We start from the raw sequence: 25954 nt of genomic DNA on the forward strand, positions 1-25954 counted from the left end.
ACCTTTGTCATCTCACCATAAAAAAATCCGGAGCCTGGGCTCCGGATTGGGTCATTGCCTTGCGAGAGGACAGGCTAGGCAGAGTGCCGGCCTGCCCCTCAAACGGTCATCAGTAGCTGCATATCAGTTCCAGCTGCCGTCGCCAGCTCTGAGCTCGCTGCTGGTACAGCAGCCTGGACAACTCAGTAGCTGCATACCAGCTTCCAGCTACCGTCGCCCGCCTTGGGCTCGCTGCTGGTCCACCAGTTGGCCTGCCACACCGCCTTGTTGTTGGTCATCCGGTCACCGCCGTTGGCGTGATCCCCCTGCGGCCAGGTCGGATAGGCCTTGTAGGCGGCCGGGTTGACGTTCTGGCTGCTGCAGGTGGCGCCGCCCGGGTTCTCGCCGCCACCACTGCTGCCCAATACGGCCTCCGGCAGGGTCGGGAACTCAGCCTTGAGACCGGCGGTCTGGGTGCCGCTGATGATGCGGATACCGCTCGGCACACCGGCGGCCGGCAGATAGTAGGTCATCGCCACTTCCACGTCGCTGCCCGGCGCCCACGCCTTCCAGGTCGGCAGCGTAAAGGCCGCCTTGTGGAAGTCCTTCTCGCCCGCGATGCCGTCGGAGTTCTGGTTGCCACCGCTCTCCACCACTTTCAGTCCCATCCCGCTTTGGTCGGTGATGGTGTCGGAGGTGGAAGTGGGCACCAGGAACTCGATGCGAGTACCGCCCGGAATGGTCTGGGTCGAGTTGTTGGTGAGCTTCAGGGTCGGGTTAATCGGGTAGTTGGAATCCCCCTCCTTGAAGCCGGAGAGGCTCACCGCGATGTCGAGCTGGGCGGTTGGCGCCGCCAGATCGTTCTGCTTGGTGTTGTACTTGGTCGCCTTGGCAAACTTCTCGTAGGCGAGCGTGGTCAGCATGCTGCCCATGCCGTACTCGTTCTTGGCCGGATCGAAGGCGTAGTCACCCGCCATCTCCCAGAACATGACCCCGCCCAGGCCCCGCTTGATGATGTAGTCAAGCTTGTGGCCCATGGACTCTTCATCTTCGGTGGAGAGGAACACCTTCTTCTCTTCGTTCCACAGCCAAGGCGCCTGCGCCTTGTCATCGTAGTAACGCACGTACTTGCCCTGCATCACGTGGGCCGGGTTGTTGGGATCCAGCCCCCAGGCCTGGCCGTAGCTCGGCATGGTGGTGATACCCAGGCTGGCGGCGTTCTCCAGGTTCTTGGCATGCCACATGGGCACGGCGCCACCGCCGATCTCCTTGCCGTTCTTGTCGAGATCGTGCCAGATGTTGTCGATGCCGACCGCCCCGTTGCCGCACGGAATGGTGCTGCCACCGGTGCCCGGCTGACAATCGCTCTGGCTCGGCAGGGCTGCCTTGCCGGCCAGGCCGTGGGTGCCACCGCTGACCCCTTGCCAGCCGCGGGTGTAGTAAGGCACGCCCACGTTGATCTTGCCGGCCGCCAGGGCGCCACGGAAGTAGTGGGCAGACCAGGCCGCGTTGAGGTAGCCGATGCCGCCAAACTGGCTCTGGGTATAGACGCCCCAGTGGGCAAGTTCGGCATCAGCCTTGTTGTCAAACAGGGCCGCGTTGTGACCGACGAAGTTGTTCCAGGCGCCGTGGAAGTCGTAGGTCATCAGGTTGACGTAGTCGAGGTACTGGGTGACCTGGAAGTTCTCCATGCCGCGCAGCAGGTAGGCCGAGGCCGGCGAGGCGATGGTCAGCATGTACTTGCGACCATCCTCGCTGCCGGCGCTGTCGAGCTTGTTGCGCAGGGTCTGCATCAGCACCTTGTAGTTGGCAAACAGCTTGCCGCGGCACTGGTTGGATAGCGGGAAGTCATTGGGGTTGCCCGCATCCTTCATGGAGGTGGGGTATTCGTAGTCGACGTCGACCCCGTCAAAGCCGTACTGACGGATGAAGCTCACCGCCGAGTTGGCAAAGGCGTTGATGCCGTCATTGTTGACCGAGCAGTCACCCTTGGTGGTAGCGGTATAGAAGCCGCGGGTATCGGCCCAGCCCCCCACCGAGATCAGGGTCTTCACGTCCGGATACTGCTTCTTGTACTTCGACAGCAGGTTGAAGTGGCCCTTGTAGGCAAACTCCGGATCCATCTCGGCACCCGGCACGCCGTCCCAGGTCATCTTGGTCGCCGAGTCGTCCACCTTGATGGTGTGGCTCTGCTCGTCCACCGCCGCGAAAGCGTAGTTGATGTGGGTGATCTTGTCCCAGGGGATGTCGCTCACCAGATAGGAGGGCAAGCCGTTCTTGCCGGTACGCCAGGAGGTGAAATAACCGATGACCCGACGGGCGTGATCATCCCCCATGCACTCGTAACCGTCCGGGCGGTAGATCTGGCGAATGTCGCAGGAGAGGTTGCCACCGGTGGGCGGCAGGGCTGCCTCTTCCACCTGTACGTCGACCTGGCTCGATTCGCCGCTCAGGTTCTCCTTGTCGGTCGCCACCAGCTTGAGGCCGGCCAGCCCCTTGCTCTGGGGCGTCCAGTTCACCTGCCAGGGGGCACTGGTGTCTTCACCCACCTTCTTGCCATCGACGAACAGCTCGACCCTGGCGACGTCGTTGTTGGCATCGGTGACGTTGCCGCTCACCGCCACGCTGCGACCCAGGGTCACCTTGGCGCCGCTGGCCGGGCTGCTGATGCTCACCTTGGGCGCCTCCGGCGCCACCACGGCGGCGACGTTGAAGCTCGAATCCGCCTCGCTCAGCACCTTGCCATCTTTATCCAATGCCCGTGCCTTGAGGGCATGGGCGCCGACACCGGCGGCACTCCAGCTGCCGTTCCAGGGCGAGGCGCTCGCCGTGGCGACCAGCTTGCCGTCGATGAGGTATTCCACCCGAACCAGCGCCGTCACCGGGCCGCTCAGGGTCACCACCAGCGCGACGCTGGCCCCCTCGTTGAAACTGGCGCCGGCAGCTGGCGAGCTGACGGCTACGCCGAGTGCCGGGGGCGGCACGTCCCCGCCATACAGCTTCCAGGCATCGGCCCAGACCACCCCCACTCCGGGAGCGTAGTGATAGGGCGAGGCCCCGCACCAGCCGGAGTAGGGAAATTCTTTGCACTCATAGAGATTGCCGACGTTGCTGACGATGTCGCCGGCCTTGTAGGCAGTACCGGCCTGATAGGCGGGATAGGCAGCCTGTGCCCAGGCGGGCATGGCAGCCAAAGCCACCAGCATGGCAAGCCTGCTGGGCCTTAGGGTCTGTTGCATATTGTTATCTTCCTTGTTTTGTCTTGGCATTGGTCACCAAGGCAAAGAACAAGCGCAACCTGTGTGATGGGCGCAGACAACTGGCAATGGACCTGCCACAAACGTCACCCTCACCCTGGGAAGCCCCGCTATCTGGATCGCGCGATCTGAAGACCGGAGGCATTGCGTCCCGGCATCTCGACCGGTTTGCCCTTTACCTGGGTTCCGTGAGGAACAAGCCGAGTATAGGAATCAACCAGCCGAGTCTCAATCTTCATTCTCGAGGAAAAATATGTGGATGCCAGCCAGATCACATTTTCACTGATGTGACAAAATAACTCTTTTGTCATTAATTTCATACTGTTAGCCAAGTCAAAAAAACCGGCATTGCCCTCATTTGTATCCCCGTAATGTGCGTTGGCTCACTGGTATGACATGCCAGAAATGTGACAATGCGCGCCCTTGGCCGATGTGCCAAGGCTATGGAAACACTGGCAAAAAATAAAAAAGGAACAGTTATGAAAGGAACACGTACCCTGCTGTCGCTGGCCGTGGGGCTTGCGCTCGCCTCCCCGTCCGTCTATGCCGCCGGCTTCAGCTGCCCGGCCGACAGCGCCCTCACCCCGATCCCGGTCATTCAGGGCAGCGGCGACAAGAGCCCGCTCATTCCCGCCGACAAGTTCGAAAGCCCCCAGAGTGTCATGGTCAAGGCAGTGGTCTCTGGCCTCGGCGAGAGCCTCAACAAGGGGTTCTACCTGCTGGATGTGCAGGGCGACGGCAACCCCCAGACCTCGGACGGCATCTTCGTCTTCCTGAACGACAAGAACTTCGCCAGCAAGTACCCGGACATCAAGCCGGGTGCCGAAGTCTGCCTGGAGGCCAAGGTCGAAGAGTATTACAACCACACCCAGCTCAAGCCGGTGTTTGACAGCGGCACCCCGCGCCTGCAGGTCGTCGCCCAGGGCTCGGTCCCGGCCGCCATCCCGCTGCGGGTGCTGGAAAACGAAACCCTGGCCCGGGCGCTGGAGCGCCACGAAGGGATGCGGGTACGGCTCGACGCCGACAGCGCGCTCAAAATCAGCCGCAACTTCAGCTATGACTACGCCGCCCGGCGCAACAACCTGGTGCTCTCCCACCAGGCGCCGCTGATGAAACCGACCCAGCTGCACGACGCCGACAGCAAGGCCGCCAAGGCACTGGCCAAGGCCAACGCCGGCAACCGGGTGTTCCTCGAATCGGACTTCAAGGCCGCCGACGGCAAACTACCCTGGCTGCCGGCCTGGGAGCCGGAGCAGGGTTACCTGCGCATCGGCGACGCCCCGGTCAATCTGGACGCCATGGTGGGCTACAGCTACAACGAGTACCGGCTGATCGTGCCGCAGGATCAGGTGATCACCGCCGGCGATCTGCTGCGCACCAGCGACAACGACCGCCAGAGCGCCCCGGCCCGTGCCGACGGCACCGATCTGCGCGTCGGCAGCTTCAACGTGCTCAACTACTTCACCAGCCACTCCAGCGTGGGCGGTGCCCTCAACGTGCTGTGCAAGGATCAGGCGGATGCAGACAGCGCCAAGGGCTGCAACCGGGGCGCCAAGAATCTGGAAGATTTCCAGAAGCAGCGCACCAAGATCGTCAACGCCATCACCGAGATGGATGCCGACCTGCTCGGCCTGATGGAGATGGAGAACAACGGCTTTGACAGCCACTCCGCCATCAGCGACCTGGTACAGGCCCTCAACGCCCAGCAGAAAGAGGCGGGCAAGCAGTACGCCTTCGTCACCCTGCCCAAGGCGCTGCTGCAGGGCGAGCACTACTTCGGTGGCGACGCCATCATGGTGGCCATGATCTACCGGCCGGCCAAGCTGGCACCGCAAGGGGACGCCAACGTCATCACCCTGCCGGTGCAGAAATACCTGGATGCCAAAGGGGTCGAGAAACAGGCCTCCCAGCGTGACTCCCTGGTGCAGACCTTCACCGTCGAGGGCAGCAAGGATCCGCTGACCCTGGTGGTCAACCATCTGAAGTCCAAGGGTTCAGGCTGCCTGGAAAACCTGGACGGCAAGGAGCCGGCCGATCTGCAGGGCAAGTGCACCGAGTTCCGGGTCAGCGCCGCCAAGGTGCTGGGCGAGGCGGTGAGCAAGCTGCCCGGCCAGGTGCTGCTGGTGGGCGACTTCAACTCCTACGCCCGGGAAGATGCGATCCGGGTGCTGACCGACTATGTGCCGACCGACGGCCAGCGCAAGATAGTCTCCGCCTCCCAGACCTTCCTCGGTGACCAGGTCTTTGAGCAGACCGGCAGCGAAGTGGCCAAGAGCTACGGCCTGGTGGACATGAACGTCAAGTTCAACAAGGAGAAGGCCATCTCCTACAGCTACGAGGCCGAGCTCGGCACCCTGGACTATGCCCTCGCCAACCCGGCGCTGGCCGGCAAGGTGATCGCCGTGGCCGACTGGCACATCAACTCGTTCGAGAGCAACCTGTTCGAATACGGCCGGGACTTCTCCGGCGACATGATCAAGTCGGACAACCCGTTCAGCGCCTCCGACCACGATCCCATCATCGTCGACCTCAAGCTGCAAGAGGAGAGCAACGGCGGTGGCGGAGCCATGGGCGCCCTGCTGCTGGCGCTGCTGCCGCTGGCCTGGCGTCGTCGCCACGGCTGATGAGCCATCGCCATCAAACCAAAAGCCCGCAGCGATGCGGGCTTTTTTATGGGCCGGCCGGCACGCCCGGTGAACGGAGCGCAAAACAAAAAGGCCACCGCAGTGCGGTGGCCTTTTCTACTTTCGTTACGAAAGATGGTGGAGCTACGCGGGATCGAACCGCGGACCTCTTGCATGCCATGCAAGCGCTCTCCCAGCTGAGCTATAACCCCGATGTGTGTGAGTGACGCTGAGTCACTCTGAATTTGGTGGAGCTACGCGGGATCGAACCGCGGACCTCTTGCATGCCATGCAAGCGCTCTCCCAGCTGAGCTATAACCCCAAATTCGGCACTGAATGAATGGTTCTGGCGGCCATTCATCCTAAATAATGGTGGAGCTACGCGGGATCGAACCGCGGACCTCTTGCATGCCATGCAAGCGCTCTCCCAGCTGAGCTATAACCCCACAAAGGTCGGCCTGGGTGATACACACCGCACAGCCCTGGGTACTTCATTTCAATCAGGAACCTGGTGGAGCTACGCGGGATCGAACCGCGGACCTCTTGCATGCCATGCAAGCGCTCTCCCAGCTGAGCTATAACCCCTTTGATTCCAGATTGTTCGAGGAGAATTTGGTGGAGCTACGCGGGATCGAACCGCGGACCTCTTGCATGCCATGCAAGCGCTCTCCCAGCTGAGCTATAACCCCTTTGATTCCAGATTGTTCGAGGAGAATTTGGTGGAGCTACGCGGGATCGAACCGCGGACCTCTTGCATGCCATGCAAGCGCTCTCCCAGCTGAGCTATAACCCCAACTCACCTCGGCGCTACCAAAGTTATCTCCGGCAACGGAGGCGCATGATAGGCACCGACCGCTTTGCTGTCAACCCAAAAATAACGCCGATTCGCGCGTTTAGTCAAAATTCAAGCAGTTAGCCGATTTAACCGGCAATGACATAGCTATCTCGCTGTTTTATGTCACAAAACCGGCCTTTGACCAAAAACAAAGGGCCCCCGTACGGGAGCCCTTTCGCAAGCACTGACTGGCGCTTATTCAGCGGCCATGCGCGCTTCGATATACGCCAAAGCGCGGTCGATGCGGGCCAGTACCCGCTCCTTGCCCACCAGCGCCATCACGGCGTCGATGGCAGGAGAGAGATTACCCCAGACCGGTGACGGCAATGTGCGACGGCAAGCTTACTCGGCGGCCATGCGTGCTTCGATGTACGCCAGGGCGCGGTCGATACGGGCCAGTACCCGCTCCTTGCCCACCAGCGCCATCACGGCGTCGATGGCAGGAGACTGACCCAGACCGGTGACGGCCACACGCAACGGCATACCAACCTTGCCCATGCCCTGACCCAGCTCGGCGGCGGTCGCTTCAATCAGCTCGTGCAACGCTTCGGTGGTCCAGCTATCCAGGGCAGCCAGCTTGGCCTTGGCCAGGGTCAGCGGCTCGGCAGCAACGCCGCGCAGGTGCTTCTTGGCAGCCGCTTCGTCGATGGCCTCAAAATCTTCGAACAGGTAGCGGCTCTGGGCAGCCATCTCGACCAGGGTGTTGCAGCGCTCGGCCAGCAGGGTGACCACGTCGGCCAGGGCCGGGCCATTGCTGGTGTCGATCTTCTGGTTTTCCATGTGCCATGCCAGATGCTTGGCAACATAAGCCGGGTCCAGGCTGCGCATGTAGTGGTTGTTCAGCCACAGCAGCTTGTCGGTGTTGAAGGCAGAGGCGGACTTGGAGATGGCATCCAGGCTGAACAGCTTGATCATCTCTTCCAGGCTGAAGATCTCCTGATCGCCATGGGACCAGCCCAGACGCACCAGATAGTTCAGCAGCGCTTCCGGCAGGTAGCCGTCGTCGCGGTACTGCATCACGGACACGGCACCGTGGCGCTTGGAGAGCTTGGCACCGTCGTCACCCAGGATCATGGAGACGTGGGCAAACTCCGGCACCGGCGCGTTCAGCGCCTTGTAGATGTTGATCTGGCGCGGGGTGTTGTTGATGTGGTCTTCGCCACGCACCACATGGGTGATCTCCATGTCCCAGTCATCAACTACCACACAGAAGTTGTAGGTCGGCGCGCCGTCGGTACGGCGGATGATCAGATCGTCCAGCTCGGTGTTGGCGAACTCGATACGGCCACGGACGTGGTCATCGAACACCACGGAACCTTCGGTCGGGTTGCGGAAGCGGATGACGTGCGGCGCATCGGCCGGGTGATCGTGGGCGTGGTCGCGGCACTTGCCGTCGTAGCGGGGCTTCTCGCCGTTGGCCATCTGGCCTTCGCGCAGCGCTTCCAGCCGCTCCTTGGAGCAGTAGCACTTGTAGGCACGGCCGTCAGCCAGCATCTCGTCGATCAGGCCGTTGTAGCGATCGAAGCGCTTGGTCTGGTAGTAGGGACCCTCATCCCAGTTCAGCTCCAGCCATTCCATGCCCTCAATGATGGCGTCGATCGCCTCCTGAGTGGAACGTTCCAGGTCGGTATCCTCGATACGCAGCACGAACTCACCGCCCTGGTTCTTTGCAAACAACCAAGAATAGAGTGCGGTACGGGCACCGCCGACATGCAAAAAGCCGGTCGGGCTGGGAGCAAAACGGGTTTTGACTTTCATCTTTAAGCCTTGTGTAGAGGGCCTTGGGCCAATTCGTTAAAAAAACCGTCGCATTTTAGCACCGACAATGACGGATGGGAAAACCATGCAGTCGCAGCGGGCAAAAGTAGGGGGTTGCACAGGCGTCCCAGCCGCTTGCCGCCTGATATTTGAAGGGGATCGCAAAACAAAATCCCGGTTTCCGTTTTGCTATGACAAGTGTTGGAGAGCTGCCTCCTCCGGCCGATATCCAAATAACGCTCACCAACAAGGAAGAGACGATGCAGTTCCGTTCTATCCAGAATCGCATTCTGGTGATGGCCGGGATCGCCATGACCGCCGCCCTGGTCATCCTGATCCTGCTCAACCAGTACTCGGGTCAACAGACCCAGAAGCTGACCATCAGCTCCAGCCGCGCCGCCCTGCAGCAGGAGGCATGGCAGAAGGTCAGCGCCAACGCCCGTGCCGAGGCCGCCACCATCACCCAGTTGCTGCAAAAGGGGCTCTCCTATACCCAGCAGATGGCCAGCGCCCTCGCCCTGCAGCAGGAGGGCAAGCTGCCGCTGGATCGCCAGCAGGCCACCGATCTGCTAAAGGCCCAGCTCGCCCTCGAACCCCAGCTCTACGGCGCCTTCGCCGGCTTCGAACCCAACGGTTTCGACGGCCAGGATGCCAGCTTCGCCGGCCAGACGGCGCTGGGCAGTGACAGCAAGGGGCGCTTCGTGCCCTATTTCTATCGCGACAAGGAGAGCATCGGCACCGACCTGCTGCTCTCCATCGAGAAGAGCGATCCGGACGAGTTCGGCAATCCGGCCAACGACTACTACGCCTGCCCGAAACGGGAGGGACGCTCCTGCCTCATCGACCCCTTCAAGGTGGACATCAACGGCCAGCAGGTGCTGGTGAGCACCATCACCACCCCCATCATGGTGGGCGGCCAGTTCAAGGGGATCGCCGCGCTCGATCTGGCGGTGGACTCCATCAGCCGTCAGGCCCAGTCCCTCAACAGCAACATCTATGACGGCAAAGGCGAGACCCTGATCGTCAGCGCCGCCGGCGTCATCACCGGCACCAGCGGTGATGCCAGCCTGCTCGGCAGCCGCGCCGACAAGCTGCTCGGCAACGGCTGGCAGCAGTACCTCAAACCCGAGGTACAGCGCCAGGAGCTCGACGATGCGTTTCGTATCTCGGTGCCCATCGCAGTGCCGGGCATGAGCCGCAACTGGGCCATCATCGTCACCCTGCCCTACAAGGTAGTGCTGGCCGGGGCCGACCAGCTGGAAGCCCAGCTGAGCGACATGAACCGGGCAGCCATGACCCAGCAACTGGTGGGCGCCGTCGTCGTGCTGGTGCTGGCGCTGGCCACCATGCTGGTCATTGCCCGCAGCATCACCGGCCCCATCCGCCAGATGGTCAGCCTGGTAGATGACATCGCCGATGGCGAGGGAGATCTCACCAAGCGGCTCAATACCCAGTCCCGCGATGAATTGGGGGATCTGGCCAAGGGCATCAACCGCTTTATCGACAAACTGCAGGTGCTGCTGGGGGATGTGCTCAAGACCGCCAGAGAGGTCAACCGTCACGCTGGCGACACCGATCGCATCGCCGGCCAGACCGACACCAACCTGCAGCACCACCAGGCGGAGATGGAGCAGATGCTGACTGCGGTACAGGAGATGTCCTACGTCAGCCAGGAGGTGGCCACCCACGCCAACAACACCGCCGACTCGGCCAAGCAGGCCCAGGGGGCGGCGGATCAGGGCAAGGTACGCTTCCAGCAGGTGATCCAGTCGATGCACAAGGTGGCGGCCGAAGCCGGCAAGGGGGCCGAGGTGGTCGAGGGGCTGGCCCACGACAGCGAGCAGATCACCAGCATCCTCACCGTCATTCAGGGGATCGCCGATCAGACCAACCTGCTGGCGCTCAACGCCGCCATCGAGGCGGCCCGGGCCGGCGAGCAGGGCCGCGGCTTTGCGGTGGTGGCCGACGAGGTACGCAAGCTGGCGGGCAACACCCAGCAGGCGGTGCAGAATACCCAGGAGCTGATCGAGAAGATCCGCCACAGCTCGGCCAACGCGGTCAACGCCATCAACCAGAGCCAGCAACTGACCCATCAGGCGGTGGGCGAGGCGGATCTGGCGGAAGAGGCGCTCGGCAGCATCTATCAGGCCATCTCCACCATCAACGACATGACCTACCAGATCGCCTCCGCCGCCGAAGAGCAGAGCTCGGTTTCCGAGACCGTCTCCGGCAACCTGTCAAAAACCAACGCACTGGCCAACGACATCGCACTGGATGCGACCGAAACGGCCAAAGCCAGCCAGGCGTTGCGCCAGGCGGCCGAGCGTTTACAGCAATTACTGGGACAATTTCGTCTCAGCTGATAATTTTCCACCTCAGGACTCTCCCCCTCGGGGGCGAGTCCGTTTACCATAGGCACGAATTTGCCTGATGGCAGGCAATGTAGTGAGAGGTAAATGCCGTGCCCACCCCGGACCGTCGCCCCCGTGGCCACAACAGACGAGCCCAGCAGCGTCGCCAAGACGAATCACAAGGATCCCTACTCCATCGTATCAATGCCGCCACCCTGCCCCTGCGTCAACGCATCGGCCAGGGCATGAGCGGACTTGGCCAACGCGGCCAGGAAGCCAAAACTGGCAAGTTCAAGCTGGCGAGCCCGCTGCCGCGCAAGCACACCATAGGGCTGCTGATCCTGATCCCGCTCTGGTTGCTGGTGCTGGCCTGGGAGCCGGCCGCCCCCGCGCCCAAAGCCGCGCCGTCCGGTTCGCTGGCGGTCCCCATCGCCGTACCGGCGCAGGCCCTCACCGTCGGCAATGGCGCCGCAGACAGTGCACCGGCTGCTGCCAAACCGGCCGAAGAGAAGGTGGATGGCACCTGGCTGCAGCACGACGTGCAAGCCGGCGAGACCCTCTACTCCATCTTCCGCAAGTTCGAGCTGCCGGGCGCCGAGCTCAGCCGCCTGATCGCCATCGAAGGGCCTGATCGGCCGCTGACCCGCCTGCAATCGGGTCGGGCCGTGTTCATCCTGATCGATGACACCCGCCGCATCCAGCGGGTCGAGATCCGCTCCTACGGTCAGGCCATCTACCGCTACGACCGACAGGGTGAAGGATTCGCCCTCAAGGAATGAAACAACGGGAGGCCTGGTGCCTCCCGTTTTTTTGACCTGAGTCCATGAAATAAGCCGCTGAGTTCACAATATTTTTAGCTTGCTCAAAAAATGAAAAGTGCCAAATTGACAAGGGATCGCGCTCACGTACAATCGTTTGTGCTTTAGACAGGGATTGTTCTACATGCTACTGGGACAAATTGACGTGGTCAGTCATGCTTCAACCCCTGATTTCTAGGCAAATGCTGCCCAACAAGGCTTAGTTTCATTTTGTTATAGATAGGACTTACCACATGTCTGACATTCGCACCGGCCAAGTAAAATGGTTCAATGAGACCAAGGGTTTTGGCTTCATCGAGCAATCTCAGGGACCGGACGTTTTCGTTCACTTCTCCTCCATCCAGAGCGCCGGTTTCAAGACCCTGGCTGAAGGTCAAAAAGTCCAGTTCACTGTGACCCAGGGCAAAAAAGGCCCTCAGGCTGAGAACGTTACCCTGCTCTAAGCCACGCCAGTGAGCCTGTAGGAGGAGCCATCGGCCCTCCTATTTTTTTGCCCGCTGTTTCCCCTTCCCCGCCACGCTCACAAGCTTGCCCGCAGCAACAGCAACCCTCCCCACGACAATCATAAGCTTGCCTATAACCACAGCCCTCCCCAGCACCTGTGTACCACGCGGGTGAAGAAGACATGGGCCTGATCTGGCTGAACGCCGGATACGACAAATCATCGCGGCGCGATGTGATGGGCAATTCAAAGGGATGATGAGAACTTCGAAGAGAGATTGGAGCGGGAAACGAGACTCGAACTCGCGACCCCGACCTTGGCAAGGTCGTGCTCTACCAACTGAGCTATTCCCGCAACAGGGTGTCATTTGCAAGTGATTGGAGCGGGAAACGAGACTCGAACTCGCGACCCCGACCTTGGCAAGGTCGTGCTCTACCAACTGAGCTATTCCCGCAACGGAATGTCACTTACAAATTTTTGGAGCGGGAAACGAGACTCGAACTCGCGACCCCGACCTTGGCAAGGTCGTGCTCTACCAACTGAGCTATTCCCGCAACAGGATGTCATCTGCAAGTGATTGGAGCGGGAAACGAGACTCGAACTCGCGACCCCGACCTTGGCAAGGTCGTGCTCTACCAACTGAGCTATTCCCGCATCGGAATATCACTTACAAATTTTTGGAGCGGGAAACGAGACTCGAACTCGCGACCCCGACCTTGGCAAGGTCGTGCTCTACCAACTGAGCTATTCCCGCAACATTAGGTTGTCTTGAGGCTGTGCTGATGATTGGAGCGGGAAACGAGACTCGAACTCGCGACCCCGACCTTGGCAAGGTCGTGCTCTACCAACTGAGCTATTCCCGCATCGGAATGTCATCAGCAAACTTTTTGGAGCGGGAAACGAGACTCGAACTCGCGACCCCGACCTTGGCAAGGTCGTGCTCTACCAACTGAGCTATTCCCGCAACTACCTTAAAACGGCCGCACAGCATTTGGTTGCTTGCGCTACTGTACGGGAGCCGAATTATAAGAGCAGACATTCCAATTGCAAGGGCTTTTTTGTCTGGTTGCGCGCGTTCGCTCAAAAGCTGGTCGAACTGTCGATTTTAGCAACCGGGAGAGCACAAGCCCTTGCCGCAGACTCAGATCTTGAAGACGTGGCTGCGGTAAAACTGCAGTTCGGCAATGGATTCGCGGATGTCGTCCAGCGCCTGATGGGTACCGCTCTTCTTGAACTGGTCCAGCAGTTCCGGCTGCCAGCGGCGTACCAACTCCTTGATGGTGCTGACGTCTACGTTGCGATAGTGGAAGAAGGCTTCCAGCTCGCTCATGTGCTTGACCATGAAGCGACGATCCTGGCCAATGCTGTTGCCGCACAGCGGGCTGGTACGCTCTGGCACCCACTGGCGAATGAACTCGAGGGTCTCGGCGACGGCTTTCGCCTCATCATGCTGGCTCGCCTTGACCCGGGCCACCAGACCGCTGTTGGTATGGGTGTTGACGTTCCAGTCGTCCATCTTGGCCAGCTCTTCATCGCTCTGGTGAATGGCGATGACCGGCCCTTCGGCCAGCACGTTCAGGTCCTTGTCGGTGACGATGGTGGCGATCTCCAGTACCACATTCTGTTCGGGGTCCAGACCCGTCATCTCCATGTCGATCCATACCAGGTTCTGCGCGCTGACTGTCATGATTGCTCTCTCTATTGGGAGGAATGGCGGAATTTTGCCAATTTGCATGTATCATACTGGCTTTGGATCTGTTCATAAACTGGCGAATCGAGTGGCAAAGAAAGCAAAACTCAATCTGGGTCAACAAAGGCGCGTCCAGGCCAACCGCGAGCGGCGGCTGCAAAAAGAGCACACCACGGTCGTGGATGACACCCTGTTTGGCCCGGCCATCGAAGGGGTGGTGATCAGCCGTTTTGGTCAGCACGCAGACGTTGAGGCGAGCGATGGTGCCATCCACCGCAGCAACCTGCGGCGCAGCAGCATCAGCAGCCTGGTGTGCGGTGACAAGGTGGTGTGGCGTCCCGGCCTCAATGCCGCGACTGCCGGCGTCATCGAAGCGGTGCATCCGCGTCACTCGGTGCTGACCCGGCCGGACTTCTACGACGGGGTCAAACCCATCGCCGCCAACATCGACCAGATCATCATCGTCTCGGCGGTGATGCCCGAGTTCTCCACCAACATCGTCGACCGCTATCTGGTGGCCGCCGAGGATGTGGAGATCCGCCCCCTGATCGTGCTGAACAAGGTCGACATGCTCGATGACGCGGCCCGCGCCCGCATCGAGCGCCAGCTCGAAACCTACCGCAAGCTCGGTTACGAGGTATTGCTGGTAAGCTGCGAGAGCGGCGAAGGTCTCGATGAGCTGAAAGCCGCACTGACCGACAAAATCAGCATCTTCGTCGGCCAGTCCGGGGTGGGCAAGTCGTCCCTCACCAATGCCCTGATGCCGGGGCTGGATGTGCTCACCGGCGAGATCTCCGAGAACTCGGGGCTCGGCCAGCACACCACTACCACGGCGCGACTCTATCACTTCCCGAGCGGCGGCGATCTGATCGACTCCCCCGGGATCCGCGAGTTCGCCCTCTGGCATCTGGAAGCCGACCGCATCACCTGGTGCTTCGTCGAGTTTCGCGACTACCTGGGTGGCTGCAAGTTCCGCGACTGCACCCACAAGGACGATCCCGGCTGCGCCCTGCGGGCCGCCGTCGACAGTGGCTCTATCAGCGCCGATCGCTTCCACAACTATCACCGCATCCTGGAAACCATGCAGGAAGCCCGTCACGGTCGCCAACAGGCGCGGCTGTGACCCTATTCAACCTACCTTGATGATGAACATGAGCATTACTGACAACCTGAAAATTGCCGGTCAATACTGTCTGCCCAAACACGCCCTCTCCCGCCTGGTCGGCAAACTTGCGGCTGCCGAAGCAGGCAACCTCACCACCAGGGTGATCGAGGCCTTTATCAAGCAGTACCAGGTCGACATGAGCGAGGCGCTGCACGAGAGTCCGGCCCACTACAAGAGCTTCAACGAATTCTTCACCCGCGAGCTCAAACCCGGCATCCGCCCCGTGGTGGAAGACGCCATGACCCTGGCGCTGCCGGTGGATGGCACCGTCAGCCAGCTCGGCCCCATCCAGCAGGGTCGCATCATCCAGGCCAAGGGCCACGACTACAGCGCCCGCGAGCTGCTGGGCGGTTATGAGGATCTGGTGGCGCCGTTCAAGGATGGCGAGTTCGCCACCATCTACCTGGCACCCAAGGATTATCACCGCATCCACATGCCGCTGGACGGCGTGCTGGAGAGCATGGTGTTCGTGCCGGGGGATCTCTTCTCCGTCAACCCGCTCACCGCCGAGAACGTGCCCAACCTGTTTGCCCGCAACGAGCGGGTGGTTGCCACCTTCCGCACCCCGCACGGCCCCATGGCGCTGGTGCTGGTCGGTGCCACTATCGTGGCCAGCATCGAGACCATCTGGGCCGGCAACATAGCGCCGACCAAAGAGAAGCGCGTCGTGCGCTGGGACTACACCGGCGACGAGGCCATTACCCTGCAAAAAGGTGCCGAGATGGGCCTGTTCAAGCTGGGCAGTACCGTGGTCTGTCTGTTTGGCCCGGGCATGCTGGCCGGTTTCGAGCCCCATCTGACCAACGGGGTCACCACCCGCATGGGTCAGCCCTTTGCCAAGCTGGCGGCGCTGGCATGAGCGAGCAACCCGCCTCCTCGCAGAAGAACAACCCGCTGCACGGGCTGACCCTGGAAGCCATCGTCACCGCACTGGTCGAATACTATGGCTGGGAAGAGCTGGGGCAGCAGATCAATATCCGCTGCTTCACCGATAATCCCAGCATCAAGTCCAGCCTGAAGTTTTTGCGCAAGACCCCCTGGGCCAGAGAGAAGGTCGAGAGCCTCTATCTGTACGTTCAGCGCAAGCAGGCCAAATCAAAGGAATAACGCCATGGCGTTCAAGATTACCTACACCTACGGCAAAAAAACCAAAGAGATTGGCTACGCCAACGACAAGTTCAACAGCATCTACGATGCCATTGCCGCTGCCGAGGGGATCAACCTGGCCAGCTTCCATGCCATGGAAGAGCAGCTGGCCCAGGTATGCCGGCGCGACAAGAAGAGCGTGAAGGATTACCGGGAGAACTACTTCAAGGAGCTGGGCTTCTCCAACATCGTCATCGAACGGGACGCCAAGGAGTAAGCATGCGCACCTTGACCCTGATGGCCGCCTCCCTGCTGCTGGCGGCCTGCAGTACCCCGGAACAACATCTGGTTGGCAGTGATCGCGACAGCCACGGCTGCATCGGCAGTGCTGGCTATCAGTGGTCGGCGCTGACCAAGCAGTGCGTGCGGCTGTTCGAGCAGGGCATCCGGCTCAATCCGACCGATGCCGGCCAGACCAGCAGCGCCTTCGTGCTGTTCAACGCCGATCAGAGCCAGGCCGAGCTCACCCTGCCGAGCGGCGAGCAGCACCTGCTCACCCGCCAAGGGGCGGAAGGCAACTGGTCGTGGCAAGGCAGCGGCTACACCCTCTTCCCCTGGAAGGGCTATGTGCTCAAAGTTGGCGAGCAGACGCTGTTTCACGGCGACGTCGCCCGCTAAGCCACCCGTATCTATTCAACCCCCGGCCCTGCTGGGGGTTGTTTTTTACGGCTATCGACAACGGCTACATGCACCTTGTCGCCAGGCCGGAAACAAAAAACCCCGTTGCAGGCAACGGGGTTTTTGCTGGCACTCGGCGCGACTTAATTGCCGAGGGTGGAGAACAGGCTCTGTTCCAGGCTGCCACGGGAGACGCACACCGGGGTGATGGAGGGTGCCAGCACCCGTTCGCCGGAGGACTCGACGAAGTAGAGCTGGGTGTTGCCCTTGACGTTGACGGTCGCCACGCTGTTGTTGCCGCTCTGGGTGATGATCAGGTTGATCTGCAGGTTTGGGTTGCCCAGTGAGACCTTGGAACCCATGGTACCGCAATCCAGCCACTCCAGACCGTCGGCCGAATTCTCGACGTTGGCGGTCATCAGGCCGGAGCCGCGCTGGCTGTTCTCGATGTTAAGACCGTGATCGCCAAACCACTTCTCGGCACGGGCCCACACCAGATCCACCGGGATCTGCATCTCCTGGGTGTTGTTGGTCGCCTTGGCTACCGGCGGGGTATAGCGGTACTGTTCGCCGCCATTGTTGTCGCTGGCACAACCGGCCATCAACAGGGCCAGTGCTACTCCCACAATCTTTTTCATGCTGCTTCTCTCATCCATATAATCCGGCCATCGGCCGACCGGCGGCTATTATGGCGTCAGCGACACAGACTGTCAGCAGGGATCAGCAGAAATGAGTCAGCCTTAACCCAAGCTTTACAAAACCAGCCTGCTATCATAGATTTGCTCGAAATTTCCCCCGTGAGTGTCTGTGTGAACTCCTTGCTCACCCTGCCCCTGCTGCAGCAGATCATCGACCAGCTACCCATGAATATCTTCTGCCGGGATACGGATGGGCGCTACCTGTTTGCCAACCGTGCCTTCACGGAACAGGCGGGCCTGTCGCAACCGGCGGATCTCATCGGCAAGACCGATGCCGACATGCCCTGGGGCGACATCTTTCGGGAAGAGGATCTGCGCCTGCTGGCGGAGGGTAAACCACTGCTCTATCAGCAGTTGCACTGCAACAGCGGCGATGCCACCAGCTGGATGGAGATCCACAAGATCCCGCTCTACGACGGGCAAGGCAAACCGGTGGCCCTGTTCGGCATGGTCAATGAAATTGACCAGCGCAAGGAGCTGGAACAGACCTTCCGCCAGCAGCAGCTGCTGCAACGCCGCCTGCTGGACGCCATCCCGGATCCGATCCGGCTGGAAGACCACCAGGGGCTGCTGATCGACTGCAATCAGGCCTTTCTCGACTTCATGGGCATGGTGGCGAGCGAGGCGCTCGGCCAGCGGGTCGCCCACCGCCTCTCCACCGAGCTGCCGATGGGGCGCGGTGAATACTGCCTGGTGGACGCCAACGGCCAGGGCCGCCATCTGGAAGTGACCCGGGTCGATGTGCCGGATGACGAGGGCAACTCCCTCGGCATCCTCACCCTGAGCCGCGACATCACCGGACTGCGCACCACCCAGGCCCAGCTGCAGCAGGAGCAGCACTACGACAGCCTGACCGGCCTGCTCAAACTCTCCCACTTTCTGCAGACCAGCCGCCATCTCGGCGCCCGCAAGGCGAGCCTGGTGCTGGTCGATTTGCAGCACTTTCGCGAGATCAACGACCGCTTCGGCATCCGGGTCGCCGACCGGCTACTCAATCAGGTGGCCCGCCGCCTGCAACAGCTGGCCCCGCCCCAGTCGCTGGTGTGCCGGGTCGCCGCCGACGACTTTGCCATGCTGCTGCCCGAGCTGAGCGAGCCGCTGACCAGCTGGAGCCGCCGTCTACAGGAAGCGCTGATGGTGCCCTACCAGGTGGAAGAGCACAGGATCCAGATCCCGGTGTTCCTCGGCATCGCCCACGGCAAGGCCAATGACGCCGAACGGCTGCTGAGCCACGCCGAAGCCGCGCTGGCCCAGGGCAAGCGCCAGCAGCAGCACTGCACCCTGTTCGATCCCGAACTCGATGCCAAGCTCAAGCGCCGCCAGCTGATCGCCGCCCAATTGCCGCTGGCCATCAAGTCCGGCCAGCTGACTGCCGTCTACCAGCCCATCATCAGCACCCGCACCAGCCAGCTGCACGGGGCCGAGCTGCTCTGCCGCTGGCCCCACCCCGAGCTCGGCATGATCTCGCCGGACGAGTTCATCCTGCTGGCGGAGGAGCTGGGGCTTATCGGCCTGCTCGGCAGCCACATGCTGGAGCAGGGCTGTGCCCAGCTGGCCCGCTGGCAGGTAGCGGCACCAGACCTGGTGCTCTCCATCAACCTGTCGCCGCTGCAATTTCGCGACCCCGAGCTCTGTCCGCAGATCTTCGCCTGCATCGAGCGCCACGGCCTCGCCCCCTGGCAGCTGGAGCTGGAGATCACCGAAGGGGTGCTGATGGAGAATGCCGACGAGATTGAGAGCAACCTGGCCAACCTGATCGAGGCGGGCTTTCAGCTTGCCATCGACGACTTCGGCACCGGTTACTGCTCGCTCGCCTATCTGCCCAGACTGCAGGTGGCCACCCTCAAGCTGGACCGCAGCTTCACCCAGGGGCTTGCCACCAACCAGGCAACCACCGCCATCGTGCGCTCCGTCATCGGGCTGGGCCACGAGCTCGGCATCAAGATCACCGCCGAAGGGGTGGAGACGCAGGAGCAGCAAGCTTGGCTGGTGCAGGCAGGCTGCGATCGGCTGCAGGGCTACCTGTTCAGCCGTCCCCTGCCCCCCGCCGAGTTTGCCCGCAGTTACCAGCTGCCGGAGCAGTAAGCCAGCAACAACAAGGCCACCCGAGGGTGGCCTTGTTGTTTTTGCAACGCGTGCATGAGCTGGCGCCCTTACTCCTGGAAGTAGGTACCCCAGCCGTCGTAGTCCACGCCGTATTTTTCGAGGAATGAACGGCCAGCATGGTGGCGATGACGCCCCCTGAGCAGGATCACTCCTGGAAGTAGGTGCCCCAACCGTCGTAATCCACGCCGTATTTTTCGAGAATGGGCAGCATCTTGGCGATGTCCGCGACTATGGTCTCGATGTCCAGCTTGCACTCGGTGGTGGCGTCAAAGCAGAAGATGGTGGCGCCGTCATCCAGCTCCATCTCTTCGGCATCGGTCACTTCGAAACCGGCCTTGAACAGGTCGACCGCCGCCTTCTCCAGCAGCTCGAAATCCTGGCAGGCAAAGTGGTGCTCAATCTCGTATTCCAGATCCGGGTTGCTGCCATCGGCCAGCAACTCGTTGACGATGGCGGTGGTCTCTTCGCGCCACTCTTGCATATCAAGACTCATATTAACCCCAGATGCGACTGTGTTGGTATCAAATGCCCGCGCGGGCGGGCGCCGTAGCGGCTGTGTCCCTGCCCCGCAGACATGGTTGCGGCAAAGCATACCCGCACAGCCACCTTGGCTCAATGCGGCAAGCCAAGATAAGCAGCTGGCAACGGCCACCCCAAATGGGGTGCCATCACAAAAGGTTAATAAAGCGTAATCTTTTGCCGAGAATGAGTTGCTCCATACGGAGCTTCAATGGGGCGCATGAAAACCGCACAACCCCCGCAACAAGCCGTTTGAAATTAGCAGGATCCACCAGCGGAGCCCCGGTGACAAAGGCCATGGACGAGGTGTATCAAGGGACGCGGGCGGAGCACTGCCCGTACGGAAAGAGGAGCCAGCCAGGCTCCCTTTTTATCATGTGAAGGAGCACATAGATAATGCCTAAAAAAACAATAATGAGCCTGCTTGTCGGCTCAACCCTTATGATTGGAAACCAGGCCATGGCCGCCCCGGTCCACGGTCCGTTCGATGCCCCGCTGGCCGACGAGGTGAAGGTGCTGGAGATGCTCAAGAAGAGCGGCCGCATCCCCACCCTGGCCTCCCCCGAGCAGGAGCAGGCGGCCCTCGCCAGCTACTACCGCGAGAAATCGCGGGCCTATCAGGGCAACAGCGGCACCCTGGCGGTGAAAGAGGGCAAGGTGCGCGAGACCATCCTCAAGAAGATCCGCCTCAACGGCACTGCCCGTCCCGGTGATCGGGTACCCACCCTGCTGCTCAAGGCCATCGAGCGGGAGCACTACCAGGGCCAGATGCGCAAGGACAAGATCCTCGCCATCCTGGTGGACTTCCCCGACTACCCGAAGAACAGCGTGCGCCCCGAGCTCACCAAGATGTACTACCCGGATTACACCCCGGCGCACTACAACGATCTGCTGTTCTCGTCCAAGGGCTATGCCGGCCCGAACGGCGAGCGGTTCATCTCCATGCGCCAGTTCTACGAGCAGCAGTCCGGCCAGAGCTACAGCGTGCGCGGTCAGGTGGCGGGCTGGTATACCGCCGACAAGAACGCCGCCTACTACGGCGCCAACGCCACCCCGAATACCATCCGGGAGCTGGTGAAGGAGGCGCTGATCCAGGTGGCGAACGACCCCTCCATCGATCTGGCGCAGTTTGACCAGGAGGATCGCTACGATCTCAACGGCAACGGCAACCGCAACGAGCCGGACGGACTCATCGACCACCTGATGATCTTCCACTCCAGCGTCGGCGAGGAGGCTGGTGGTGGCGATCTCGGCGAAGACGCCATCTGGGCCCATCGCTGGAACCTGGGCGCCCCCTACCCCATCCCCGGCACCAGCAGCCCGAGCCAGAACTTCGGCGGCCAGTTTGCCGCCTACGACTACACCATCCAGCCCATCGATGCGGCCGCCGGGGTCTGTGCCCACGAATATGGCCACGATCTGGGGCTGCCGGACGAGTACGACACCAAGTACACCGGCAAGGGTGAACCGGTGGCGACCTGGTCCATCATGTCGTCCGGCTCCTGGGCCGGGGTCATCGGCGGCACCGAGCCGACCGGGTTCTCTGCCTGGGCCAAGGAGTTCCTGCAGGCCTCCCTCGGCGGCAACTGGCTGCATGGCAGCAACGTGCAGCTCGCCGATCTCAGCCCTCGCGGCAACGTCTACATGCTGGATCAGGCCAACGACAAGGGGCGCAACGATGACGTGGTGCGCATCAACCTGCCGGCCAAGCAGATCCCGCTCAACCCGCCCTACGCCGGCCAGTACGAATACCACGGAGGCAAGGGCAACAACCTCGACAACCGCATGAGCATCAAGCTGGATCTGAGCGGCAAACAGAGCGCCAGCCTCGGCTTCAAGGCCTGGTATCAGATTGAAGAGGGATACGACTACGCCCGGGTGCTGGTCAACGGCCAGCCCATCGCGGGCAACCTGACCACCAGCGACGATCCCAACGGGGTCGGCTTCGGGATCGGCATCACCGGCAACTCCAACGGCTGGACCGATGCCGAGTTCGACCTCACCCCCTGGGCCGGTCAGCAGGTCACCCTCACTCTGCAATATCAGAGCGATGGCGGCGTGGCCGAGAACGGGTTGTTCGTGGACGAGCTGCAGATCCTCGCCGATGGCGACACCCTGCTGAGCGATGGGGCTGAGGGTAGTTCCCCCTTCACTCTGGCCGGCTTTGTGAAGAGCAACGGCAACGAGGCCAAGGATCACTACTACCTGGCCGAGTGGCGCAACCACGCCGGGGTGGACAAGGGGCTGGCCCACATCAACGTGGCCGACCAGCTGATGCGCTACGAGCCGGGCATGCTGCTCTGGTACGTGGACAACAGCCAGGCCAACAACTGGGTGGGTGTCCACCCGGGTGAGGGCTTCCTCGGGGTGGTGGATGCGGATCAGCGCACCCTCAAGTGGAGCGACGGCGCCGTGGCCGGCACCCGCTACCAGATCCACGACGCCACCTTCAGCCTGGGCTTCCAGCAGCCGCTCAACCTGAAACACCCAAGCGGCTCACTGCTGCGCGACTTCTGGATCACCCCGAACCGGGTGTTCAAGGATTCCCGCAGCTACCAGAGCAAGGAGATCCCGGATGCCGGTCGCCTGCTGCCCGAATACGGGCTCAAGATCAGTGTCACCGGCCAGGCCCGTGACATGAGCACCGGGCGGATCATCGTCAGCCGCCACTGAGGAGCACAACAGTTATGACCAGGGGGCCCCTCAGGCCCCCTTTTCTTATCTGCTGACCTGCCGCCCAGGATGAAAACGGGCCAAACCGCCCAACAAACGCCCTAATCGCTCACTTGTCGAGCGAACAGTTCAACTGTCTGCACCCTGAGGTTGACACATCCGTTCAGAAAGGGTTTAATGCGCGCCGTTGCCCAGATAGCTCAGTCGGTAGAGCAGGGGATTGAAAATCCTCATGACAGTTTACATACCACAGCTCTGGACAGCACACTCCACAAGGCTTCGCTTTCAATGCGAGGCCTTTTTGTTATGCGTCTCTGGTCAATCTCTGGCACGTTTAGGCTCTACAAGCTTAGGATTAAAAAATTTCGCCTTTCTGCTCCCTGATGCTAGTCAGCGCTTCATGGCTCAAACGCATTATCCGGTGATTAGACCTTCAATACCCTGCCAGATTAACACTTACCGTTTCCTGCTCCGAAACAGACTATTTATTTAGCTAGGATTGCAGTGTTCTGTGTGGGCTCCTCGTCATAGAGCAAAGGAGCTTGCAGTCTCATGAATCGCCCCTAGTTTCCGCTCAAAATCTGTTACAGGTTCCTGAGCTCTATGCCTACATACCTACCCAACTGATGGAGTGCTTACAAGATAAAACCAATGAGAACCATCATCTAATTCTGTTTTTTGACCTAGAACAGCGCAGTAAGCCCTCTCCCCACATGATGACGTGCATCCAGCTCGGAACAGCCTCGATGAGAAACATCTGCTGAGGAATTTGGTAGGATATTGATTTCGGTTTAATCATTGCTTCGACCTCAAGAACATGCAGGTAGAAACTGGGGCACAAACTATGCGCCAAGCCAAAAAAAGTCCCTTTCGAAACTCATTTTTGGGATGAAAGCGATTGGTAGTTCGGCACAATTTTGAAAAACCATAAAAGATTACCATGTCACAGCAAGGCTCTAGATGACGCGAAAAGAACCTCATATGAAGCCCAATTAATGAGCGTCCGATCTAGATTTGTCTCTAACCACAACCAATATGTTGCATATGCCACATTCAAGGTGTATATATGGCATATGCCAGTAAGGAACCCTAATGGCTAGACCTAAGATTCCACGTAACATCTGTGGCCGCCCAGCGGATAGTTGCTTCAAGCCAAATGCTCGACCCATGAGCCAGTTGGAGCAAGTTCGCTTGAAAGATGATGAGTTTGAAGCCTTGCGATTGGTCGATTTACTCGGCATGCAACAGCAAGAAGCGGCGGTGGAGATGGGGGTTTCCCGGCAGACACTGGCCAATGTTCTGAAAGCAGCCCGTTTCAAGGTCGTGGACTGCTTAACCCAGGGCAAGGCCCTTATGATGCACCTTGAGGATGAAGGAGTTACAAAACATGATCACAGCCATTCCAATGATTGATGATCGGGTCGCCAACCATTTTACCAAGGCTAATTGCTTAGTCTTTCTAGATGAACGTGGCGTTGAGATTAACCGGGTCGACAATCCTGCACTGGCGGCTAATTGTGCCGGTAAACAGAAAATGGTCGATCTATTAGCAGAGCAACAGGTTGAGCGGATTGTAGTTCGCAATATCGGCGAGCAGATGTTGGGAAAATTGCTGGCCCGGCAGTTTGTCGTGTATCAGACTGACTGTGGTCGCCGCCCAACTCATGAGCTGGTTGATCCAGTTACCAGTGGACTGAAGCAGTTGCATCAGGCTAGTCAAGGCCGTCAATCGCTGAATCATGAAGTGAAGAAAAAGTCTGGTGGTTGTAAGCATTCCGAAGGGGAGTACTCAGTGGCTTGCTGTCACGAAACTAAGCCTCTTCAGCAAGAGATGGTTCATGGTCAAGGGAACCAGATACACAGACATGGCTGTGGTCATCGCGGCCAGGGTCGTGGCAAATGCTGTCAGTCCTAAGTCAATGTGTGTTGCCAATATTGTTCACTTGGCTGAACTTGTTGGGTGTTGCACTTCTGTTCTGGCTCCGCCAGGTGCGCAAGCGAGAATTGACAATATCACCTGAAACTGGTCAAGAGCGGCTTTGTGGTTGTCATACACGATGTGATGAGCATTTATATCAGATATCCGAACCAGTTAAACAGCAACGCTAATTTTGTAATATTACCTTAGTAAAAATAAACATAGGTAAAGGTTCTGACTGAGCATGGACTGAATGCTCAGTCAGATATTTATTATTATTTCATCAAGATGAAGAAGTTGAGACAAATCAGTTGAATTAGACATCTCTAATGTAGTAGCTTGAATAAAATCAACACTCATGGTGGATATCAAAATGACTTTAAATGTTCCTCAGTCTAATCTTGAGCCTGACTTGCCTAGAATTGCTTATTTTCCAGTGTCATTTTTTTCGATGATTATGGGATTGTCCGGATTTACTCTGGCTTGGAAAGGTGCCTCTGCCATTTTCTTTCATGGCATGGCCATTTGGTCAATATTTGCTTACGCGACATCAATAGCGATGGTCATATTGTCAATCCTTTATGCGGTAAAAATAGGGCGTTATACTCATTCAGTGCTAGAAGAAATTCGCCACCCGGTTCGAATAAACTTCTTTCCTTCTTTTTCTATCAGCCTCTTGCTACTTTCTGTTGTTTGGCAGCATGAAACAATAACTTCCACTTATTTATGGATTGCTGGAACCACCTTGCAAATTGCTCTTACCATGTATGTGATGAGCAGTTGGATTCACCACACTCACTACACTCTATCACATGCGAACCCAAGTTGGTTTATTCCTGTGGTTGGCAATATTATTGTCCCTATTACAGGTAGCCAATTAGGTTACACCGAGTTGAGCTGGTTTTGTTTCAGTATCGGGATCGTATTTTGGATCGTACTGTTGACGATCATCATGTACCGGCTGTTCTTTCATGAGCCATTACCCGCTCGAATGACCCCTATGCTATTTATTCTTCTAGCTCCCCCCTCTGTTGGATTTGTCTCCTATACCAGCCTAGTTGGCCAGCTTGATGTTTTTGCAAGAGTTATCTATTACATCGCACTATTTCTAGGCTTATTACTTGCAATGAATATATTTAGATTTTTCAAAGTGCCATTTTTTATCTCTTCCTGGGCCTATTCCTTTCCTTTAGCCGCTTTAACTATTGCCTCAATGAAAATGGCACATCTGACATCATCTGTATTTTTCCAAGCGTTATCGGGCGTACTATTGTGTTTATTGACTGTTTTATTGTTCTGGTTGGTAATTCGCACCATAAAAGCTGTGCTTGCTGCTGAATTGTGCCGACCTGAATAA

General features: G+C 59.4%; 20 protein-coding genes, 13 tRNA genes and 1 riboswitch. Of the genes, 14 read left to right on the forward strand and 19 right to left on the reverse strand.

Translation table 11 applies throughout. The features are described 5' to 3' along the window. Window positions 1-182 precede the first annotated feature (182 nt). Complete coding sequence (locus tag ACPDZI_RS17015) at window positions 183-3185, reverse strand: glycosyl hydrolase family 18 protein (protein ID WP_438834590.1); 3003 nt, start codon at window positions 3183-3185, stop codon at window positions 183-185. 148 nt (window positions 3186-3333) lie between these two features. Then, window positions 3334-3419, reverse strand: a riboswitch (cyclic di-GMP riboswitch). Between the two features lie 296 nt (window positions 3420-3715). Between ACPDZI_RS17015 and ACPDZI_RS17020 the strand changes: the two genes are divergently transcribed. Continuing rightward, window positions 3716-5860 (forward strand): ExeM/NucH family extracellular endonuclease, encoded by a 2145-nt coding sequence (locus tag ACPDZI_RS17020; protein ID WP_438833522.1) that lies wholly within the window; start codon window positions 3716-3718, stop codon window positions 5858-5860. 136 nt (window positions 5861-5996) lie between these two features. On the opposite strand, the gene ACPDZI_RS17025 is transcribed toward ACPDZI_RS17020, so the two are convergent. From ACPDZI_RS17025 to gltX, 8 genes are all read right to left on the reverse strand, one after another. Next, window positions 5997-6072, reverse strand: a tRNA-Ala gene (locus ACPDZI_RS17025). 34 nt (window positions 6073-6106) lie between these two features. Next, a tRNA-Ala gene (locus ACPDZI_RS17030) sits at window positions 6107-6182 on the reverse strand. 48 nt (window positions 6183-6230) lie between these two features. Next, window positions 6231-6306 (reverse strand) — tRNA-Ala (locus ACPDZI_RS17035). A 63-nt stretch (window positions 6307-6369) separates the two neighbouring features. Continuing rightward, window positions 6370-6445, reverse strand: a tRNA-Ala gene (locus tag ACPDZI_RS17040). Window positions 6446-6473: 28 nt separating this feature from the next. Then, window positions 6474-6549 (reverse strand) — tRNA-Ala (locus ACPDZI_RS17045). A gap of 28 nt (window positions 6550-6577) precedes the next feature. Next, window positions 6578-6653, reverse strand: a tRNA-Ala gene (locus tag ACPDZI_RS17050). Between the two features lie 237 nt (window positions 6654-6890). Beyond that, window positions 6891-7022 (reverse strand): glutamyl-tRNA synthetase, encoded by a 132-nt coding sequence (locus ACPDZI_RS17055; protein ID WP_223302521.1) that lies wholly within the window; start codon window positions 7020-7022, stop codon window positions 6891-6893. 15 nt (window positions 7023-7037) lie between these two features. After that, complete coding sequence (gene gltX / locus ACPDZI_RS17060) at window positions 7038-8453, reverse strand: glutamate--tRNA ligase (RefSeq protein ID WP_331414661.1); 1416 nt, start codon at window positions 8451-8453, stop codon at window positions 7038-7040. Between the two features lie 260 nt (window positions 8454-8713). On the opposite strand from gltX, the gene ACPDZI_RS17065 reads away from it, so the two are divergent. From ACPDZI_RS17065 to ACPDZI_RS17075, 3 genes are all read left to right on the forward strand, one after another. Continuing rightward, window positions 8714-10816, forward strand: coding sequence for a methyl-accepting chemotaxis protein (locus ACPDZI_RS17065; RefSeq protein WP_438833523.1), 2103 nt, complete (start codon window positions 8714-8716; stop codon window positions 10814-10816). 98 nt (window positions 10817-10914) lie between these two features. Further along, a complete protein-coding gene (locus ACPDZI_RS17070) occupies window positions 10915-11583 on the forward strand; it encodes a LysM-like peptidoglycan-binding domain-containing protein (RefSeq protein ID WP_438833524.1) in 669 nt (222 codons plus the stop codon). 272 nt (window positions 11584-11855) lie between these two features. Next, a complete protein-coding gene (locus ACPDZI_RS17075; protein ID WP_011707209.1) occupies window positions 11856-12065 on the forward strand; it encodes a cold-shock protein in 210 nt (69 codons plus the stop codon). 277 nt (window positions 12066-12342) lie between these two features. On the opposite strand, the gene ACPDZI_RS17080 is transcribed toward ACPDZI_RS17075, so the two are convergent. From ACPDZI_RS17080 to orn, 8 genes are all read right to left on the reverse strand, one after another. Next, window positions 12343-12418, reverse strand: a tRNA-Gly gene (locus ACPDZI_RS17080). A gap of 24 nt (window positions 12419-12442) precedes the next feature. Continuing rightward, window positions 12443-12518 (reverse strand) — tRNA-Gly (locus tag ACPDZI_RS17085). A gap of 24 nt (window positions 12519-12542) precedes the next feature. Next, window positions 12543-12618 (reverse strand) — tRNA-Gly (locus ACPDZI_RS17090). Between the two features lie 24 nt (window positions 12619-12642). After that, window positions 12643-12718, reverse strand: a tRNA-Gly gene (locus ACPDZI_RS17095). A 24-nt stretch (window positions 12719-12742) separates the two neighbouring features. Then, window positions 12743-12818 (reverse strand) — tRNA-Gly (locus ACPDZI_RS17100). A 33-nt stretch (window positions 12819-12851) separates the two neighbouring features. Beyond that, a tRNA-Gly gene (locus tag ACPDZI_RS17105) sits at window positions 12852-12927 on the reverse strand. A 25-nt stretch (window positions 12928-12952) separates the two neighbouring features. Next, window positions 12953-13028: transfer RNA gene (locus ACPDZI_RS17110), tRNA-Gly, on the reverse strand. Window positions 13029-13205: 177 nt separating this feature from the next. Further along, window positions 13206-13751, reverse strand: coding sequence for an oligoribonuclease (gene orn / locus ACPDZI_RS17115; RefSeq protein WP_206818734.1), 546 nt, complete (start codon window positions 13749-13751; stop codon window positions 13206-13208). 91 nt (window positions 13752-13842) lie between these two features. On the opposite strand from orn, the gene rsgA reads away from it, so the two are divergent. From rsgA to ACPDZI_RS17140, 5 genes are read left to right on the forward strand one after another with little or no spacing between them, the layout of a single operon-like run. Next, window positions 13843-14877: a small ribosomal subunit biogenesis GTPase RsgA gene (gene rsgA, locus ACPDZI_RS17120; protein WP_438833525.1), complete on the forward strand. Its 1035-nt coding sequence runs from the start codon at window positions 13843-13845 to the stop codon at window positions 14875-14877. Between the two features lie 28 nt (window positions 14878-14905). Then, window positions 14906-15778, forward strand: coding sequence for an archaetidylserine decarboxylase (gene asd / locus ACPDZI_RS17125; protein WP_438833526.1), 873 nt, complete (start codon window positions 14906-14908; stop codon window positions 15776-15778). After that, window positions 15775-16026, forward strand: a complete 252-nt coding sequence (locus ACPDZI_RS17130; RefSeq protein WP_041217797.1) for a VF530 family DNA-binding protein — start codon at window positions 15775-15777, stop codon at window positions 16024-16026. The genes asd and ACPDZI_RS17130 overlap by 4 nt, the downstream gene beginning before the upstream one ends. A 4-nt stretch (window positions 16027-16030) precedes the next feature. Continuing rightward, window positions 16031-16282: a DUF2960 domain-containing protein gene (locus ACPDZI_RS17135; RefSeq protein ID WP_011707214.1), complete on the forward strand. Its 252-nt coding sequence runs from the start codon at window positions 16031-16033 to the stop codon at window positions 16280-16282. 2 nt (window positions 16283-16284) lie between these two features. After that, the gene (locus tag ACPDZI_RS17140; protein ID WP_202009082.1) at window positions 16285-16683 is read left to right on the forward strand and encodes a hypothetical protein; all 399 of its coding nucleotides are present in this window, start codon (window positions 16285-16287) and stop codon (window positions 16681-16683) included. 143 nt (window positions 16684-16826) lie between these two features. Here ACPDZI_RS17140 and ACPDZI_RS17145 read toward each other — a convergent pair whose 3' ends face one another. Then, on the reverse strand, window positions 16827-17321 hold the full coding sequence (locus ACPDZI_RS17145) for a hypothetical protein (RefSeq protein ID WP_187267895.1): 495 nt from the start codon (window positions 17319-17321) through the stop codon (window positions 16827-16829). A gap of 171 nt (window positions 17322-17492) precedes the next feature. On the opposite strand from ACPDZI_RS17145, the gene ACPDZI_RS17150 reads away from it, so the two are divergent. Then, the gene (locus tag ACPDZI_RS17150) at window positions 17493-19466 is read left to right on the forward strand and encodes a putative bifunctional diguanylate cyclase/phosphodiesterase (protein ID WP_438833527.1); all 1974 of its coding nucleotides are present in this window, start codon (window positions 17493-17495) and stop codon (window positions 19464-19466) included. A gap of 166 nt (window positions 19467-19632) precedes the next feature. Here the strand turns inward: ACPDZI_RS17150 and rraB are convergent, their stop codons facing one another. Next, window positions 19633-19980, reverse strand: a complete 348-nt coding sequence (gene rraB / locus ACPDZI_RS17155) for a ribonuclease E inhibitor RraB (RefSeq protein WP_438833528.1) — start codon at window positions 19978-19980, stop codon at window positions 19633-19635. Between the two features lie 485 nt (window positions 19981-20465). Between rraB and ACPDZI_RS17160 the strand changes: the two genes are divergently transcribed. The 4 genes from ACPDZI_RS17160 to ACPDZI_RS17175 all read left to right on the forward strand — a co-directional run bounded on the left by ACPDZI_RS17160 (window position 20466) and on the right by ACPDZI_RS17175 (window position 25954). After that, window positions 20466-22679 carry an immune inhibitor A domain-containing protein gene (locus ACPDZI_RS17160; protein WP_438833529.1) on the forward strand — a complete coding sequence of 738 codons (2214 nt, stop codon included), beginning with the start codon at window positions 20466-20468 and terminating at the stop codon, window positions 22677-22679. A gap of 1092 nt (window positions 22680-23771) precedes the next feature. Then, window positions 23772-24092 carry a DUF134 domain-containing protein gene (locus ACPDZI_RS17165; protein WP_160839161.1) on the forward strand — a complete coding sequence of 107 codons (321 nt, stop codon included), beginning with the start codon at window positions 23772-23774 and terminating at the stop codon, window positions 24090-24092. Next, the gene (locus tag ACPDZI_RS17170) at window positions 24067-24594 is read left to right on the forward strand and encodes a NifB/NifX family molybdenum-iron cluster-binding protein (protein ID WP_160839159.1); all 528 of its coding nucleotides are present in this window, start codon (window positions 24067-24069) and stop codon (window positions 24592-24594) included. The genes ACPDZI_RS17165 and ACPDZI_RS17170 overlap by 26 nt, the downstream gene beginning before the upstream one ends. Window positions 24595-24955: 361 nt before the next feature. Beyond that, a complete protein-coding gene (locus ACPDZI_RS17175; RefSeq protein ID WP_226031392.1) occupies window positions 24956-25954 on the forward strand; it encodes an SLAC1 anion channel family protein in 999 nt (332 codons plus the stop codon).

The sequence above is a fragment of the Aeromonas oralensis genome, assembly GCF_049665575.1.
Classification (GTDB): Bacteria; Pseudomonadota; Gammaproteobacteria; order Enterobacterales; family Aeromonadaceae; genus Aeromonas; species Aeromonas hydrophila.

Coding starts and splice junctions, on each gene's coding strand:
- ACPDZI_RS17140 (WP_202009082.1), top strand. CDS start 16,285: ATGCGCACCTTGACCCTGATGGCCGCCTCCCTGCTGCTGGCGGCCTGC.
- ACPDZI_RS17130 (WP_041217797.1), top strand. CDS start 15,775: ATGAGCGAGCAACCCGCCTCCTCGCAGAAGAACAACCCGCTGCACGGG.
- orn (WP_206818734.1), bottom strand. CDS start 13,751: ATGACAGTCAGCGCGCAGAACCTGGTATGGATCGACATGGAGATGACG.
- ACPDZI_RS17160 (WP_438833529.1), top strand. CDS start 20,466: ATGGCCGCCCCGGTCCACGGTCCGTTCGATGCCCCGCTGGCCGACGAG.
- ACPDZI_RS17065 (WP_438833523.1), top strand. CDS start 8,714: ATGCAGTTCCGTTCTATCCAGAATCGCATTCTGGTGATGGCCGGGATC.
- ACPDZI_RS17135 (WP_011707214.1), top strand. CDS start 16,031: ATGGCGTTCAAGATTACCTACACCTACGGCAAAAAAACCAAAGAGATT.
- ACPDZI_RS17165 (WP_160839161.1), top strand. CDS start 23,772: ATGGCTAGACCTAAGATTCCACGTAACATCTGTGGCCGCCCAGCGGAT.
- ACPDZI_RS17170 (WP_160839159.1), top strand. CDS start 24,067: ATGATCACAGCCATTCCAATGATTGATGATCGGGTCGCCAACCATTTT.
- ACPDZI_RS17020 (WP_438833522.1), top strand. CDS start 3,716: ATGAAAGGAACACGTACCCTGCTGTCGCTGGCCGTGGGGCTTGCGCTC.
- ACPDZI_RS17175 (WP_226031392.1), top strand. CDS start 24,956: ATGGTGGATATCAAAATGACTTTAAATGTTCCTCAGTCTAATCTTGAG.
- ACPDZI_RS17075 (WP_011707209.1), top strand. CDS start 11,856: ATGTCTGACATTCGCACCGGCCAAGTAAAATGGTTCAATGAGACCAAG.
- ACPDZI_RS17145 (WP_187267895.1), bottom strand. CDS start 17,321: ATGAAAAAGATTGTGGGAGTAGCACTGGCCCTGTTGATGGCCGGTTGT.
- ACPDZI_RS17015 (WP_438834590.1), bottom strand. CDS start 3,185: ATGCTGGTGGCTTTGGCTGCCATGCCCGCCTGGGCACAGGCTGCCTAT.
- rraB (WP_438833528.1), bottom strand. CDS start 19,980: ATGAGTCTTGATATGCAAGAGTGGCGCGAAGAGACCACCGCCATCGTC.
- asd (WP_438833526.1), top strand. CDS start 14,906: ATGAGCATTACTGACAACCTGAAAATTGCCGGTCAATACTGTCTGCCC.
- gltX (WP_331414661.1), bottom strand. CDS start 8,453: ATGAAAGTCAAAACCCGTTTTGCTCCCAGCCCGACCGGCTTTTTGCAT.